This is a genomic window from Microbacterium sp. Marseille-Q6648 (assembly GCF_943181415.1).
Lineage (GTDB): Bacteria > Actinomycetota > Actinomycetes > Actinomycetales > Microbacteriaceae > Microbacterium.
In genome coordinates, this window is record NZ_CALPBZ010000003.1 from 198,585 (window position 1) to 213,655 (window position 15,071).

Genomic DNA, 15,071 nt, shown 5'->3' on the forward strand with positions numbered 1-15,071 from the left:
CATGGCAGAACTCAGAGGAGTCGGAATCGGACTGGGCGTCGCACAGGGACCCGTCGCACGGATGGCCGAGCCGCTGCCGGCGCCGGCCGACGAGCCGAGCACCCGCAGCGCCGACGAAGAGAAGGCCCGGGTCGCCGAGGCCGTCGCCGCGGTCGCACGCGAACTCGAGGCCCGCGGCGCGCAGGCCGGAGGGGCCGCCCGCGACGTGCTCGAAGCGCAGGCGATGATGGCCGAAGACCCCACTCTGCAGTCCGAGGTCGAGACCCGGCTCGCGCAGGGCAAGACGGGCGAGTTCGCCGTCTTCGACGCGTTCGCCTCGTTCCGCGAGCAGCTCACCGCTCTCGGCGGCTACCTGGGCGAGCGTGCCGCCGACCTCGACGACGTCGCCCAGCGGGTCATCGCCCGCCTCCGCGGCGTCGCCGCCCCGGGGGTGCCCGACCCCGGGCATCCGTTCATCCTCGTCGCCAAGGACCTGGCGCCGGCCGACACGGCTCTGCTCGACCTCGACAAGGTGCTCGCGCTGGTGACAACCGAAGGCGGTCCGACGTCGCACACGGCGATCCTCGCCCGCGAGAAGGCCATCGTGGCGGTCGTCGGCGCGACGACGGCGACCGCCCTCGCCGACGGCGAGACCGTGATCGTGGATGCCGCAGCCGGCGTCGTGACGACGAACCCCTCCGCCGAGGAACTCGATCGGGCCCGCAACCGCGCCGCCGATCGCGCGGCCGCGGCGAGCGCCCCCGTCACCCCCGGCGCCCTCGCGGACGGAACCGCCGTGCCGCTGCTGGCCAACCTCGGAAACGCCAAGGGCGCACCCGAGGCGGTCGAACTCGGCGCCGAGGGCGTCGGACTCTTCCGCACCGAGTTCCTCTTCCTCAGCTCCAGCAACGCCCCCACGGTCGAGCAGCAGCGCGAGGCGTACATCGCCCTGCTGAAGGAGTTCCCCGGCAAGAAGGTCGTCGTGCGGGTGCTGGATGCCGGTGCCGACAAGCCGCTGCCCTTCCTCAACGACGCGCACGAGGAGAATCCGGCCCTGGGTCTGCGGGGCCTGCGGGCGCTCCGCGCGAGCGAGGACATCCTGCGCGAGCAGCTGACCGCGCTCGCCCAGGCGGATGCCGCGACGCAGGCGGAGCTGTGGGTGATGGCCCCGATGGTCTCGACGGTGGAGGAGACGGAGTACTTCGTGGGCATCGCCCGCGAGTACGGGGTCAAGACCGCCGGTGTCATGGTGGAGGTGCCCTCGTCGGCGCTGCTGGCCGACCGGGTGCTCGCCCACGCCGACTTCGCGTCGATCGGGACCAACGACCTCACGCAGTACACCCTCGCCGCCGATCGCCTGCTCGGATCGGTGGCGGCGTTCCAGGACCCGTGGCACCCGGCCGTGCTCACCCTGATCCGGCAGGTCGGCGAGGCCGGCCGCGCGTCCGGCAAGCCCGTCGGGATCTGCGGCGAGGCCGCCGCGGATCCGCTGCTGGCGGTCGTGCTGGTGGGGCTCGGGGCGACGAGCCTGTCGATGGCCCCCACCGCCCTCGCCGACGTGCGCGCCACCCTGCTGCAGTACACCCTCGACGATGCCCGCCGCATCGCCGAGGCCACCCTCGCCGCCAGCGATGCGGCATCCGCTCGAATCGCGGCCCAGGAGGCCGCGACCCGTATGAAGGAGACAGTGCAATGACGACGACGTCCGCCACGGGAGGCAGGAAGGCGCAGGTTCACGTCCAGCGCTTCGGGACCTTCCTTTCCGGCATGATCATGCCGAACATCCCCGCGCTGATCGCGTGGGGCATCTTCACCGCGTTCTTCATCGATGTGGGCTGGACCCCCAACGCGGATCTGGCGACCATCGTCGGACCGTTCATCCACTACCTGCTGCCGATCCTGATCGCCTACACCGCGGGCTACATGGTCTACCAGGTGCGCGGCGCCGTCGTGGGCTCGATCGCCGTCATGGGCGCCATCGCCGGCTCCGACCTGCTCATCGCGCAGTTCAACGCCACGCTGCCCGAGGGCGAGGCCCCGCTCGGCCAGATCCACATGTTCATCGGCGCGATGATCATGGGCCCCCTCGCGGCGTACACCATGAAGTGGCTCGACCGGCTGTGGGACGGCAAGGTCAAGGCCGGCTTCGAGATGCTGGTGAACATGTTCTCGGCGGGCATCTGGGGCTTCGTCATGGCGATCGTCGGGTTCTACCCGGTGGCATGGCTGGTCAACGGCCTGATGACGGTGCTCGGCAACGCCGTGAACTGGCTGGTCGAGACCGGGCTGCTGCCGCTGACGAGCATCATCATCGAGCCGGCGAAGGTGTTCTTCCTGAACAACGCCATCAACCACGGCGTCCTCACCCCGCTCGGCATCGCCCAGGCCGACCAGGACGGCAAGTCCATCCTGTTCCTGCTGGAGGCCAACCCCGGCCCCGGCGTCGGACTGCTGCTGGCCTTCACGTTCTTCGGCATCGGCGCCGCACGCGCCTCGGCGCCGGGTGCTGCAGTCATCCAGTTCTTCGGCGGCATCCACGAGGTGTACTTCCCGTTCGCGCTGATGAAGCCCGTCCTGATCGTCGCGCTCATCGCCGGCGGCATGACCGGTGTCACCACGAACATGCTGTTCGACGCGGGGCTTCGAGCGCCCGCCGCGCCGGGATCGATCTTCGCGGTCCTGGCCCAGACGGCGAGCGACAGCTACGTCGGCGTGATCCTGTCGGTGATCCTCTCCGCGGCTGTCACCTTCGTCATCGCGGCGATCATCCTGCGGGCCTCCCGCAAGCGCGACCTCGCGGCAGAGGGCGACCAGTTCGCCACGGCCGTGTCGCGGACCGCCGAGAACAAGGGCAAGTCGTCTGCGGCCCTCGACGGACTGCGCACCTCGGGTGCGGCCGCCGCCGGCACCGCGGCGGGCACCGCCGCGGCGGAGGCACCGGTGGCCACCCGCCAGATCAAGAGCATCGTGTTCGCGTGCGACGCGGGCATGGGCTCGTCGGCCATGGGCGCGAGCGTGCTGCGCAACAAGATCAAGAAGGCGGGCATCGAGGATGTCACGGTCGTCAACAAGGCGATCGCGAACCTCGACTCCTCGGCCGACCTGGTCATCACGCAGAACCAGCTCACCGACCGGGCGCGTCACCAGACACCGGGGGCGATGCACGTCTCGGTCGACAACTTCATGAACTCGCCGAAGTACGACGAGGTCGTGGACCTGGTGCGCGACCAGCACAAAGATGGTGCGTAGCCGTTGAGACGACTGCGGGGTCGGGCGGCGCGACGCCCCCGGCCCCGTGGTCCTCTGCGGGACCGCCCCACCGGCATCCGTGAAACAGAAAGGCGAGACCATGGCACGTGACGTCCTCAGCATCGGACAGGTGCGCATCCACTCCGGCAGCGCGACCCGCGAGGAGGCGATGAAGGAGGCCGCCGACATCCTCGAGGCAGCCGGCGCGGTCACCTCGCGCTACTTCGACGCGATGCAGCAGCGGGAGGAGACGGTCTCGACCTACATGGGCAACGAGCTGGCGATCCCCCACGGCACCAATGAGACCAAGGGCGAGATCCTGGACTCGGCGCTGTCGGTCGTGCGCTACGACGGCGGCGTGGACTGGGGCGGCGAGCCGGTCACGTTCGTAGTGGGGATCGCGGGCAAGGGCGACGAGCACCTCGAGATCCTGTCGCAGATCGCGATCCTCTTCTCGGACGAGGATGACGTGGCGCGGCTGAAGGCCGCCGACACCCCCGAAGACCTGTACCGGATCGTCGCGGCGACGGGAGTGTGATGAAGGCCGTCCACTTCGGCGCCGGGAACATCGGACGCGGCTTCGTCGGCCTGCTGCTTCACGAAGGCGGCTACGAACTGGTGTTCTCGGACGTCGCGGCCGGCCTCGTCGACGCCATCAACGCCGCCGACGCGTACACCGTGCACGAGGTCGGCGACGGCGGGCGCGACACGGTCGTCACCGGATTCCGCGCCATCAACAGCGCCGAGGACCCGCAGGCCGTGGCCGACGAGATCGCCACGGCGAACGTCGTCACCACGGCGGTCGGCCCGACGATCCTGCGGTTCGTCGCCCCGCACATCATCGCCGGCCTCGCCCTGCGCGAGCCCGGCACTCCCCCGCTGCAGATCATGGCGTGCGAGAACGCCATCAACGCCACCGACCTGCTCCGCGACGAGATCGCCGCGCAGGCGGGCGAAGCGTGGGACGCCCTGTCGGGCAGCGCGGTGTTCGCCAACACCGCCGTCGACCGCATCGTTCCCGGCCAGCCCGAAGGCGGCGGTGTGGACGTCACGGTGGAGCCCTTCTACGAATGGGCCATCGAACGCGGGCCGTTCGGCGGGAACCCGCCGAACATCCCCGGCGCGCACTTCGTCGACGACCTCGCCCCCTACATCGAGCGGAAGCTCTTCACCGTCAACACCGGTCATGCCACGACCGCCTACTTCGGTGCGGCCGCCGGCGTGGAGCGCATCTCGGACGCGCTGGCGGATGAGCGCATCGCGCGGCAGGTGGAGGCGGTGCTCGAAGAGACCTCGGCGCTTCTGATCGCCACACACGGACTGGACCCCGACGCGCAGGCGGAGTACCGCCGCACGATCCTCGGCCGCTTCCGCAACCCCGCCCTCCCCGACACGGTGTGGCGGGTAGGCCGTCAGCCGCTGCGCAAGCTCTCCCGGCACGAGCGCTTCATCGGCCCCGCCGCGTCTGCCGCCGAGCGCGGACTCGCGGTGGACGCGCTGGTGGCCGCCGTGGGCGCCGCCCTGCGTTTCGACGACGCCGAGGACGCCCAGTCCGTCGACATGCAGCGGATACTGCGCGAGCAGGACGCCGCGACATTCACCGCCGAGGTGACAGGGCTCGATCCGCAGCATCCGCTCTTCGACCGCGTGGTCGCCGTCGTCGCCGCCAGGCAGGCCGAGCTGGGTCGCTGAGCCCCTGCGCTCGATCCGTGAGCGAACGCGCGGCGACCGATCCCTCCGGCTCCTCCCCGACGGCCGCGGCGCCGTCGCGTCGTCGGATGGGTAGTGGGCGGACTCGGGGATGCCGGTGCTGAGCATCGCCGGCAGCGATGACGGCCTCTCGACGCCCGAGAAGATCGCCGACGCGCGACCGCTCCTTCCCGCCGACGCCGAGATGGTGGAGATCCCGGGCGCCGCGCACGCGTCGTTCGGGGACTACGGCCCGCAGGCCGGCGACGGCGAGCCCACCATCTCGGACGAGGAGATGACCGCCCGCCTCACCGAGCTGCTCGGGGCATTCGCCACCGACCGGTGAGTCCGGGCAGGCCGGGGCGGGCGGAGGGTCGGGTCAGCGGTCGAAGCCCTCGCCGATGACCTCGATGAGCTCCTCGCGCTCCTCGACGGCGAGGAAGGCGCCGGCCGCGGCATTCAGCTGGAAGACCTCGAGGTCGTCCAGGTCGTACTCGAACGTCTCTGCCAGGAGCGCCAGCTCGCGGGTGAGCGACGTGCGGCTCATCGTGCGGTTGTCGACGTTCACCGTGACGGCGAAGCCCAGCTGGTAGAGCAGGTCGAAGGGGTGGTCTTCCATCGCGTTGCCCCACGCCTCGATGGCACCGGTCTGCAGGTTCGACGACGGCGACAGCTCGAGCGGGATCTCGCGGTCGCGCACCCACCGCGCCAGGTCGCCGAACTGCACGAACACCTCTTCGCCTTCGCGCGAGACGACCTCCAGGTCGGATGCGAGGCGCACGCCGTGTCCGAGGCGCAGCGCCCGCCCGTCGATGAGGGCGGAGCGGATCGAGGCCAGGCCCGCCGCTTCTCCCGCGTGCACAGTCACGGGGAAGAACTCCGACGCCAGATAGTCGAACGCCGCACGGTGCCGCGACGGCGGGAACCCGTCCTCCGGTCCGGCGATGTCGAACCCGACCGCGCCGCGTCGACGCCAGCGCACGGCCAGCTCGGCGATCTCGAGCGAACGGTCGGTGTGCCGCATCGCGGTGATCAGCTGCCCGACGCGGATGTCGCCCCCGGCGTCGCCGACGGCATCCTCACCCTCCTCGATGCCGTCCTGGACCGCTTCGACGACCTCGTCCAGGCTCAGCCCGCCGCCCAGGTGCTGCTCGGGCGCCCAGCGCACCTCGCCGTACACGACGCCGTCGGCGGCCAGGTCCTCGACGAACTCCCGCGCGACCCGCGTGAGGCCCTCGCGCGTCTGCATGACCGAGGTGGTGAGGTCGAACGTCTTCAGGTACTCCACCAGCGAGCCGGAGTCGCTGCGCTCGGCGAACCAGTCCGCGAGCGCTGCGGCATCCGACTCGGGCACCTCCACCCCGGCGTCGTCAGCCAGCTCGAGGATCGTGGCGGGACGGACGGCCCCGTCGAGGTGGTCGTGCAGCGAGACCTTGGGCAGGCTCCGGATCGAAACGCCCTGCAGGACGGCGTCGCCGTGCTGATCGATGGCCATGGGGGCTCTCCTCGGATGCTGGGGATGAAGGGGCGGAAGGACGAAGACTACGCGGTGATGCGCTCGCGGACGAGGGGCGCGGACGGCGGGGCGTCGGGCCCCACCTCCCATGCTCCCTCGAGCGCGTCGAGCGCGCGCTCGAAGCGGGAGTCATCGTCGCCGAGCAGGGTGAACAGCGGCTGTCCGGCGGACACCCGGTCGCCCGGCTTGACGTGAAGGTCGATGCCCGCGGCGTGCAGCACGGGGTCCTCGGCGCGCGCCCGGCCGGCACCCAGGCGCCACGCCGCGATGCCGAAGGGGAGCGCCTCGGTGCGCGTGACGTGGCCGGCCGCCGTCGCGGCGACGGTGTGGGTCTCGCGCGCCGTCGGCAGTGCGGCATCCGGATCGCCGTCCTGGGCGCGGATCATGGAGCGCCAGACGTCCATCGCACGTCCGTCGGCCAGGGCCTTCTCGACGTCGGCGTCGGGCTGCCCCGCCAGGGTCAGCATCTCGCGGGCGAGGGCGACGGTGAGCTCGACCACGTCGGCCGGACCACCGCCGGCGAGCACCTCGACCGATTCGCGCACCTCGTTGGCGTTGCCGATCGCGAGCCCGAGCGGGGTGTTCATGTCGGTCAGCAGCGCGGTGGTGGCCACGCCCGAGTCCGTGCCGAGCTCGACCATGGTGCGGGCCAGTTCGCGGGCGCGGTCGATGTCCTTCATGAAGGCCCCCGAGCCGAACTTCACGTCCAGGACGAGAGAGTCCGTGCCCTCGGCGATCTTCTTCGACATGATGCTCGAGGCGATGAGCGGGATGGCCTCGACCGTGCCCGTGACGTCGCGCAGGGCGTAGAGCTTCTTGTCGGCGGGTGCCAGCCCCGATCCGGCGGCGCAGATCACGGCCCCGACGTCGCGCAGCTGGGCGAACATCTCGTCGTTGGACAGAGCCGCCCGCCACCCGGGGATCGACTCCAGCTTGTCGAGCGTGCCCCCGGTGTGGCCGAGGCCGCGGCCCGACAGCTGCGGCACGGCGACGCCGAAGACCGCGACCAGCGGCGCGAGCGGGAGGGTGATCTTGTCGCCCACTCCACCTGTGGAGTGCTTGTCGGCGGTCGTCTTCCCGAGGTCGGCGAAGCTCATCCGCTCCCCCGAGGCGATCATCGCGTCGGTCATGACGCGGATCTCGTCGCGCTGCATGCCGTTGAGGAGCACCGCCATCGCGAAGGCCGCCATCTGCGAGTCGGCGACGTACCCGCGGGTGTAGGCGTCCACCATCCACCGCAGGGCGTCCTCGCCGACGACGCCCCCGTCGCGCTTGGCGCGGATGACGTCGACCGCGTCGAAGGGCTCGGTCATCGGGCCGCCTCCTCGAGATCGCGGGGTCCGAAGGCGTCGGGCAGCACCTCATCGATGGTCCGGATGCCCGACACCGTCTCGAGCAGCATCCCGGGCAGGGCGAATTCGTACAGCAGCTGACGGCACCGGCCGCACGGCATGATCGTCTCGCCGTTGCCGTTGACGCACACGAAAGCGACGAGCTGTCCGCCGCCGGACATGTGCAGGTCGGAGACGAGACCGCACTCGGCGCACAGGCCCACGCCGTACGAGGCGTTCTCGACGTTGCAGCCGGTCACCACCCGCCCGTCCGACACGAGGGCGGCGGCGCCCACCTTGTAGTGCGAGTACGGGGCGTACGCGCGATGCATGGCCTCGGTGGCCGCCGCGCGCAGCTCATCCCAGTCGATGTCGGTCACGGACGGCTCTCTTTCAGGTGGATGTCGGGAGGGTCGGATGCTGCGGAGCACACGGCTGCGCCCACGGGTCAGCCCTTGATGTAGGGCTTGCCCGCGGCAGCCGGCCCGCGCACCTGGCCGGCGAAGCCGACGACGGCGAGGATCGTCACGATGTAGGGCAGCATCGCCATGAACTCGGACGGGATCGGCGAGCCGAGGTTGGTCAGCAGCGTCTCGAGGTTCGTGGTGAAGCCGAACAGGAGCGCGGCGAGGGTGGCCCGCACCGGATCCCAGCCGCCGAAGATCACGGCCGCCAGGGCGATGAAGCCGAGTCCGCCCGTCATCTCCTTGTCGAAGGAGCCGACTGATCCGAGCGTGAAGTACGCCCCGCCGATGCCGGCGATGGCCCCTGCCAGCAGCACGTTCCAGAACCGCGTGGGGTTGACCCGGATGCCGACGGTGTCGGCCGCCTGGGGGTGCTCCCCCACCGCGCGCAGCCGCAGACCCCAGCGGGTCTTGTAGAGCCCCCATGCCACCAGCGGCACAGCGATGTACATGAGGTACACGATGAGCGTCTGGTTGAACACGACGGGACCGATGATCGGGATCTCGGACAGCCCGGGGATCGCCCACCTCGGGAAGCGGGGCGGGGAGTTCAGGGCCTCCGCGTTCGGGTTCAGCAGCGCGCCGTGCAGGAAGCTCGTCAGGCCCGTGATCAGGACGTTCAGCACGACGCCGACGATGACCTGGTCGACGAGGTACTTGATCGAGAACACCGCCAGGACCGAGCCGACCAGGGCTCCCGCGAGCATGGCCGCGATGAGCCCGAGGACGAACGATCCGGTCATCGACGCGACGATCGCGGACGTGAACGCGGCGAACAGGAACTGCGCCTCGATGGCGACGTTGACCACGCCGACCCGCTCGCCGATGACGCCGCCCAGGGCGCCGAAGACGAGCGGAACCGACAGCGACACCGCGCCGAAGAGCAGGCCGGTGACCGGGACGAGTCCGCCCGCGGCCGACCACGTGAGGAAGGCGAACACCGCCACGAACGCGAACACGATGGACAGCCACAGTCCCACGCGACGGTAGGTCGCCACCGCCCAGAATGCGTACGCGGTCATGAGGGCGAGGAGGATCGCGCACACCGTCACGGTGGCCGCGGTCGGCACGCCGATGTCGCCCAGGTCGATGGCCGACGTGCGGTCGCCGAGCCGGTAGGTGCTGGTGCCGTCGCGCCCGAAGGCGAAGGCCATGATCCAGATCAGGATCGTGCCGACGGCCAGGGTGATCGGCAGCTTCCAGTGCCGCTGACGCACCTTCTCGCGGGTGATCGCGCCGCCGGCGCCCGGCGCCGGGGTCAGGGGTGCTGCCACGTCGGTGCTCACGATGCCGCTCCCGCCTTCGCCGCGCGCTTGGCTCTCTTCTTGGCCGAGAGCTCGTGCTCCTCCTTGGGCAGGAAGAAGATCGTCCGCACGAGCGGCGGCGCCGCGATGAACAGCACGATGAGCGCCTGCACGACGACCACGATGTCGACGGGGATGTCTTCGGCGACCTGCATCGTGAAGCTTCCGGCTTTGAGCGCTCCGAACAGGATGCCGGCGGCGAAGACGCCCCACGCACGGCTGCGGCCGAGGAGCGCGACCGTGATCGCGTCGAAGCCGATGCCGGCGTCGATGTGGCTGCCGAAGCCGCTGGTGATGGTGCCCGAGATCTGGTTGACCCCGGCCAGACCGGCCAGGGCGCCCGCGAACGCCATCGCGTAGAAGATGATGCGTTCGACGTTGACGCCCGCCGCACGCGCGGCGAAGGGGTTCTCGCCCACCGCGCGCATGCGGAAGCCGAGACTCGACCGCTCGATGAGCCACCACACGAAGGCGGTGGCGCCGATGGCGACGATGAAGCCCCAGTTCACGGTGAGCGGGGCGGGGAACAGCGACGGGAACTGCGCCGTCTCGGGCGTCGCCGGCGAGATCGGCTGGGTGCCGCCGGGCCGCTGCAGGAGGCCCGGCGTGGCGAGCAGCCACGCGACGAAGTAGAAGGCGACGAAGTTCAGCATGATCGTCAGGATCACCTCGTGCGCGCCGGTGCGGGCCTTGAGGAAGCCGACGAGCCCGCCCCAGATCGCACCGCCGATCATGCCCGCCGCGATCGTCAGCGGCAGGTGGATCAGCAGGGGCGCCTGCACGTTGAACGACACGAAGGCCGCGGCGGCGATGCCCATGAGCATCTGGCCGCGCGCGCCGATGTTGAACAGTCCGACGCGGAACGCCAGGCCCACTCCGAGGCCGGCCGCGATGAGCGGGGTGGCGAAGTTCAGGGTGTCGGTGATCGGTTTGATGCCGCGCACGAACGAATCCGCGTTGTAGTTGTAGATGGCGCCGCGGAACAGTGCCGAGTAGGCGCCGGCGACGGCATCCCAGATGGCGATCAGGGTGTCCTGCGGGCGGGCGAAGAAATACCCCGCGGCCTGCTGGACCCGCGCGTCGGTGAGGGCCACGAGGATGCCGCCGATGAGCATGGCCAGCACGATCGCGAGGATCGTCGTGGTGACGCTGCCGCGGAGCACCTCCCGGATGAGCTGGTTCTGGCGGGGCGGCGGCGGCACCGTGGCCGTGGGGAGCACCGGCGACGGCTCGCCCGTGGCCGACGGGGCCAGCAGCGGGTCGATGCCGGGGCCGAGGTCGGAGCTCTCGGGACTCTGGCCGCTCACGCGGGAACCTCCTCGGCCGTCGTGTCGGACGGCTTCTCGCCGGCCATCATGAGGCCGAGCATCTCTCTGGGTGCGTCGCCCGGAACGATCCCCACGATCTTGCCGCGGTACATCACGGCGATGCGGTCGGCGAGGGCCGAGACCTCGTCGAGCTCGGTCGAGACGACGATCACGGGCACGCCGGCGTCGCGGGTGGCGACGATGCGCTTGTGGACGAACTCGATCGAGCCGACGTCGATGCCGCGGGTGGGCTGGGAGGCGACGAACAGCTTGAGGTCGCGGCTGAGCTCGCGCGCCAGGACGACCTTCTGCTGGTTGCCGCCCGAGAGGCGCCCGGCGGCCAGGTCCGGCCCCTGCGTGCGGATGTCGAACTCGGTGATCTTCTCTTCGGCGAACTCCCTCAGGATGCCGCGTCGCAGCGTGCCGAACGAGAAGAAGTCCGGGTCGTCGGAACGGTTCAGGATGAGGTTGTCCGCCACGCTGAACTCGCCGACGAGACCCTCGACCTTGCGGTCCTCGGGGACGAATCCGACGCCGTGGTCGATGATCTGGCGGACCGTCTTGCCGACGAGCTGCTCTCCGTCCAGGACGATGGAGCCGGTGGTCTTGCGCTGCAGCCCGATGATGGCCTCGGTGAGCTCGGTCTGGCCGTTGCCCTGCACTCCGGCGATCGCGAGGATCTCGCCGGGCTGCACGGTGAAGCTGACGCCGTCCACGACGATCTGGTCGGATTCGTCGACGACGCGCAGGTTCTCGACGACGAGTCCGCCCTCGCGCGGCTGCGGCGGGTCCTTGTGGACGGTGAGCTCGACGGCGCGACCGACCATGAGCGAGGCGAGCTCGGCGTTGGTCGCGGTCGGCGCGGCTTCGCCGACGACCTTGCCCAGCCGGATGACGGTGATGCGGTCGGCGACTTCGCGGACCTCGCGGAGCTTGTGGGTGATGAAGACGATGGCAGTGCCCTCGTCGCGCAGCTGCCGCATGATGCCCATGAGCTCGTCGGTCTCCTGCGGCGTCAGCACCGCGGTGGGCTCGTCGAACACGAGGATCTTGGCGTCGCGGGAAAGCGCCTTGATGATCTCGACGCGCTGCTGGACGCCGACCGGCAGATCGCCGACGAGCGCGTCGGGGTCGATCTGGAACCCGAAGCGCGCCGCGACCTCGCGGACGTGGGCTCGGGCCTTCTCGAGGTCGAGCGCGCCGAGGGCCTTGGTCTCCTCGTGCCCGAGCATCACGTTCTCGGCGACGGTGAAGACGGGGATGAGCATGAAGTGCTGGTGGACCATGCCGATGCCGGCCGCCATGGCGTCGCCGGGTCCGTTGAAGGACTGGACCTCGTCGTCGATGACGATGTCGCCTTCGTCGGCGGTGTACAGGCCGTACAGGACGTTCATGAGCGTGGACTTGCCTGCGCCGTTCTCGCCCAGAAGGGAGTGGATCTCGCCCGGCTTCACGACGAGGTCGATGTGGTCGTTCGCCACCAGGGAGCCGAAGCGCTTGGTGATACCCCGCAGCTCGAGCGTCATAGTCGCCAATCTAATCGAGTCGAACGGCGGCCGGAGAGGTGCGCGCATCGGGCGGGCCGCCGGTGTGGCCTTGCGGGCCGATTACGGGGAGGCGGGCGACTCGACCGGGATCGAACCGTCGATGATGCCCTGACGCACCGTCTCGAGCTCGTCGGTCAGGCCCTCGTCGACCAGCGACTCGAAGTCGTGGAACTCCGAGATGCCGACGCCGTCGTTCTCGAGGGTGCCGACGAACGGGGTCACGTCGAACTCGTCGTTGGCGGCCGAGACGGCAGCCTCGTACACCGCGACGTCCATGCCCTTGAGGATCGACACGAGCAGCAGGTCGGCCACGCTCGGGTCGGTCTCGTAGACATCCGCGTCCACGCCCATGAGGGCGATCTCGCCGCCGGAGTCGCGGATGGCCTCAGCGGCCGACTGGTAGATCGGGCCGCCCACGGGCAGCAGCACGTCGACGTCCTGGTCGATGATGCCCTGAGCGACCTGCTTGGCGCGGTCGTTCGCGGCGAACTCGTCCGTGAACTGGCCCTCCTGCGACTCGACGTCCCAGCCCACGACCTGGACGTCGGCGTCGTTCTGCTCGTTGAAGTACTCCACGCCGAGCTGGAAGCCGTCCATGAAGATCGTCACGGGCGGGATCTTGGCGCCGCCGAAGGTGCCGACCTTGCCGGTCTCGCTGTACGAGGCCGCGGCGTAGCCGCCGAGGAAGGCCGCCTGGGCGGTGTCGAAGACGAGGGGCTTGATGTTGGGTGCGTCGGTCTCGCCGTTGAAGTCGTTGTCGGCGTAGTCGTCGATGATGGCGTAGTCGATGTCGGGGTTGGCCAGGGCCGCCTCGACGGTCGGCGCGCTCAGCAGGAAGCCGACCGAGACGATGAGGTTGCAGCCCTCCGACGCGAGGTTGTCGAGGTTGGCCGCGTAATCGCTCGCGGACTGCGACTCGGTGGTCGCGATCTCGAAGCCGAGCTCGTCGGCCGCCATCTCGAGGCCCGCGAGGCCCAGCTGGTTGAACGACTTGTCGTTGAAGCCGCCCTCGTCCGAGACCATGCAGGCCTTGAAGTCGGTCATGGCCGCGCCGTCGTCGGGCTCGGTGGTCGAGCCGGCGCCTTCCGGAGCGGTGCCGCAGCCGGCAAGGGCCACGAGCAGGCCCGCGGCAGCGGTGGCGCCTGCGAGCTTCTTGGTGCGTGAGATGGTCAACTCAGCCTCCCCATCAATGCCCCGAGTCCGTCACGGGGACTGCATAAAGTTACCCACTGTGACGCGCGTCTTGCATTCGTGCGCGGCTCGCCGAGCCGAATGGTTACAAAGACGCAATGAAGCCGCAACGGGGCGGGCTCGCGACCGGCCTCACAGCACGTCGCCGCGACCGGTCAGCTTGAGCGCGTCCACGACGCCCTTCACCCGCTGAGCGTGCTCGCTGGTGGTGACCAGGAGCGCGTCGGGGGTGTCGACGACGACGATGTCGCGGACGCCGATCAGGCTGATCACCCGCTGCGTCTGACTTACCACGATGCCGCTGGCGGCATCGGAGAGGATGCGGGCGTTCTCGCCGAGTATCGCCAGGTCGTTCTTGCGGCCGTGCGAGTTGAGCTTGGCCAGGCTGGCGAAGTCGCCGACGTCGTCCCAGTCGAAGTGTCCGGGGATGACGGCGAGGCGACCCTTCTCGGCGGCCGGCTCGGCGACGGCGTAGTCGATGGCGATCTTCTTCAGCGTCGGCCAGACGCGGTCGACGACGGGTCCCCGCTCATCCCGGTCGTCCCACGCCTCGGCGAGATCCATGAGACCGGCGTAGAGCTGCGGCTCCTGCTCCGCGATCTCGCCCAGCAGCACGTCGGCCCGGGAGATGAACATGCCGGCGTTCCACAGGTAGGACCGGTCGGCGAAGTACTCCTTGGCGGTGTCGAGGTCGGGCTTCTCCACGAAGTGGTCGACCATCGCCGCCTCGGGGGCCCCGTCCACGATCAGCTCCCCCGCCTTCTTGATGTAGCCGAACCCGACGGACGGCTCGGTCGGCGGGATGCCGATCGTGCAGATGTAGCCTTCGCGCGCCACGGCGATCGCCTGGCGGACCGCCCAGTCGAACAGGTGGGGCACGCGGATGACGTGGTCGGCGGCGAACGACCCGATGATGACGTCGGGCTCGCGCTTGGACAGGATGGCCGCGGCGAGGCCGATCGCCGCGGTGGAGTCCCGCGGCTCGGATTCGAGGAAGACGTTCATGTCGGCGATGCCGGGCAGTTCGCGCTCCACGGCGGCGCGGTGCGCGCGACCGGTCACCACGGCGATGCGATCGGGACCCGAGAGGGGCTCGAGACGATTCCAGGTGTCGCGCAGCAGTGTGTGGCCCGACCCGGTGAGGTCATGCAGGAACTTGGGTGCATCGGCGCGCGACAGCGGCCACAGTCTGCTCCCGATGCCGCCCGCGGGTATGACGGCGTAGAAGTCCTCGATCGGTTCAGGCATGGGCTCAGCGTATCCGGGTGATGTGGTCGGTCATGTGGCCGCCCCATATCGGGCGTGTGACGGCCACCGCGGGCCCATCGGTCTCGTTTATCTCGACATCGAGATACTTAGGCCCGCCTAAGCGGCGCCTGCGTCCGAACCGGGAATAGGATGACAGGAGCGCCCGCGTGACGCCGGCGACCCGATCGACCAGAGCGGGCCGCCCTGAGGGGCATCGACCCGCCCCCACCGTGATCGATCCAGGGA

Annotated in this window: 12 protein-coding genes and 1 pseudogene; 5 read left to right on the top strand and 8 right to left on the bottom strand. The window is 70.0% G+C overall.

Annotation, left to right across the window (positions count from 1 at the left end):
• Nucleotide 1 precedes the first annotated feature (1 nt).
• The 5 genes and pseudogenes from ptsP to NFR93_RS11150 all read left to right on the top strand — a co-directional run.
• Complete coding sequence (gene ptsP, locus NFR93_RS11130) at nt 2-1,675, top strand: phosphoenolpyruvate--protein phosphotransferase (protein WP_251453283.1); 1,674 nt, start codon at nt 2-4, stop codon at nt 1,673-1,675.
• Nucleotides 1,672-3,228 carry a PTS mannitol transporter subunit IIBC gene (locus tag NFR93_RS11135; RefSeq protein ID WP_251453284.1) on the top strand — a complete coding sequence of 519 codons (1,557 nt, stop codon included), beginning with the start codon at nt 1,672-1,674 and terminating at the stop codon, nt 3,226-3,228. The genes ptsP and NFR93_RS11135 overlap by 4 nt, the downstream gene beginning before the upstream one ends.
• Nucleotides 3,229-3,328: 100 nt before the next feature.
• Entirely contained in the window at nt 3,329-3,766 is a 438-nt protein-coding gene (locus tag NFR93_RS11140) for a PTS mannitol transporter subunit IIA (protein ID WP_251453285.1), read from the top strand.
• Nucleotides 3,766-4,920 (top strand): mannitol-1-phosphate 5-dehydrogenase, encoded by a 1,155-nt coding sequence (locus NFR93_RS11145; RefSeq protein WP_251453286.1) that lies wholly within the window; start codon nt 3,766-3,768, stop codon nt 4,918-4,920. Before NFR93_RS11140 ends, NFR93_RS11145 begins: the two co-directional genes overlap by 1 nt.
• A gap of 103 nt (nt 4,921-5,023) precedes the next feature.
• Nucleotides 5,024-5,263, top strand: a pseudogene (locus NFR93_RS11150) (alpha/beta hydrolase); the annotation flags it as partial.
• Nucleotides 5,264-5,296: 33 nt separating this feature from the next.
• On the opposite strand, the gene NFR93_RS11155 reads toward NFR93_RS11150, so the two are convergent.
• The 8 genes from NFR93_RS11155 to NFR93_RS11190 form a co-directional block, all read right to left on the bottom strand.
• Complete coding sequence (locus tag NFR93_RS11155; protein ID WP_251453287.1) at nt 5,297-6,412, bottom strand: adenosine deaminase; 1,116 nt, start codon at nt 6,410-6,412, stop codon at nt 5,297-5,299.
• Nucleotides 6,413-6,459: 47 nt separating this feature from the next.
• The gene (locus NFR93_RS11160) at nt 6,460-7,746 is read right to left on the bottom strand and encodes a thymidine phosphorylase (RefSeq protein ID WP_251453288.1); all 1,287 of its coding nucleotides are present in this window, start codon (nt 7,744-7,746) and stop codon (nt 6,460-6,462) included.
• On the bottom strand, nt 7,743-8,144 hold the full coding sequence (locus tag NFR93_RS11165; protein WP_251453289.1) for a cytidine deaminase: 402 nt from the start codon (nt 8,142-8,144) through the stop codon (nt 7,743-7,745). The genes NFR93_RS11160 and NFR93_RS11165 overlap by 4 nt, the downstream gene beginning before the upstream one ends.
• A 68-nt stretch (nt 8,145-8,212) precedes the next feature.
• A complete protein-coding gene (locus NFR93_RS11170; protein WP_502846291.1) occupies nt 8,213-9,517 on the bottom strand; it encodes an ABC transporter permease in 1,305 nt (434 codons plus the stop codon).
• On the bottom strand, nt 9,511-10,839 hold the full coding sequence (locus NFR93_RS11175; protein WP_502846283.1) for an ABC transporter permease: 1,329 nt from the start codon (nt 10,837-10,839) through the stop codon (nt 9,511-9,513). The genes NFR93_RS11170 and NFR93_RS11175 overlap by 7 nt, the downstream gene beginning before the upstream one ends.
• Nucleotides 10,836-12,365: an ABC transporter ATP-binding protein gene (locus NFR93_RS11180; protein WP_251453290.1), complete on the bottom strand. Its 1,530-nt coding sequence runs from the start codon at nt 12,363-12,365 to the stop codon at nt 10,836-10,838. Before NFR93_RS11180 ends, NFR93_RS11175 begins: the two co-directional genes overlap by 4 nt.
• 81 nt (nt 12,366-12,446) lie before the next feature.
• Nucleotides 12,447-13,559, bottom strand: coding sequence for a BMP family lipoprotein (locus NFR93_RS11185; protein ID WP_251453291.1), 1,113 nt, complete (start codon nt 13,557-13,559; stop codon nt 12,447-12,449).
• 150 nt (nt 13,560-13,709) lie between these two features.
• Entirely contained in the window at nt 13,710-14,825 is a 1,116-nt protein-coding gene (locus NFR93_RS11190) for a mannose-1-phosphate guanylyltransferase (protein WP_251453292.1), read from the bottom strand.
• Nucleotides 14,826-15,071: the final 246 nt, after the last annotated feature.

Coding starts and splice junctions, on each gene's coding strand:
- NFR93_RS11180 (WP_251453290.1), bottom strand. CDS start 12,365: ATGACGCTCGAGCTGCGGGGTATCACCAAGCGCTTCGGCTCCCTGGTG.
- NFR93_RS11135 (WP_251453284.1), top strand. CDS start 1,672: ATGACGACGACGTCCGCCACGGGAGGCAGGAAGGCGCAGGTTCACGTC.
- NFR93_RS11190 (WP_251453292.1), bottom strand. CDS start 14,825: ATGCCTGAACCGATCGAGGACTTCTACGCCGTCATACCCGCGGGCGGC.
- NFR93_RS11155 (WP_251453287.1), bottom strand. CDS start 6,412: ATGGCCATCGATCAGCACGGCGACGCCGTCCTGCAGGGCGTTTCGATC.
- NFR93_RS11145 (WP_251453286.1), top strand. CDS start 3,766: ATGAAGGCCGTCCACTTCGGCGCCGGGAACATCGGACGCGGCTTCGTC.
- NFR93_RS11160 (WP_251453288.1), bottom strand. CDS start 7,746: ATGACCGAGCCCTTCGACGCGGTCGACGTCATCCGCGCCAAGCGCGAC.
- NFR93_RS11140 (WP_251453285.1), top strand. CDS start 3,329: ATGGCACGTGACGTCCTCAGCATCGGACAGGTGCGCATCCACTCCGGC.
- ptsP (WP_251453283.1), top strand. CDS start 2: ATGGCAGAACTCAGAGGAGTCGGAATCGGACTGGGCGTCGCACAGGGA.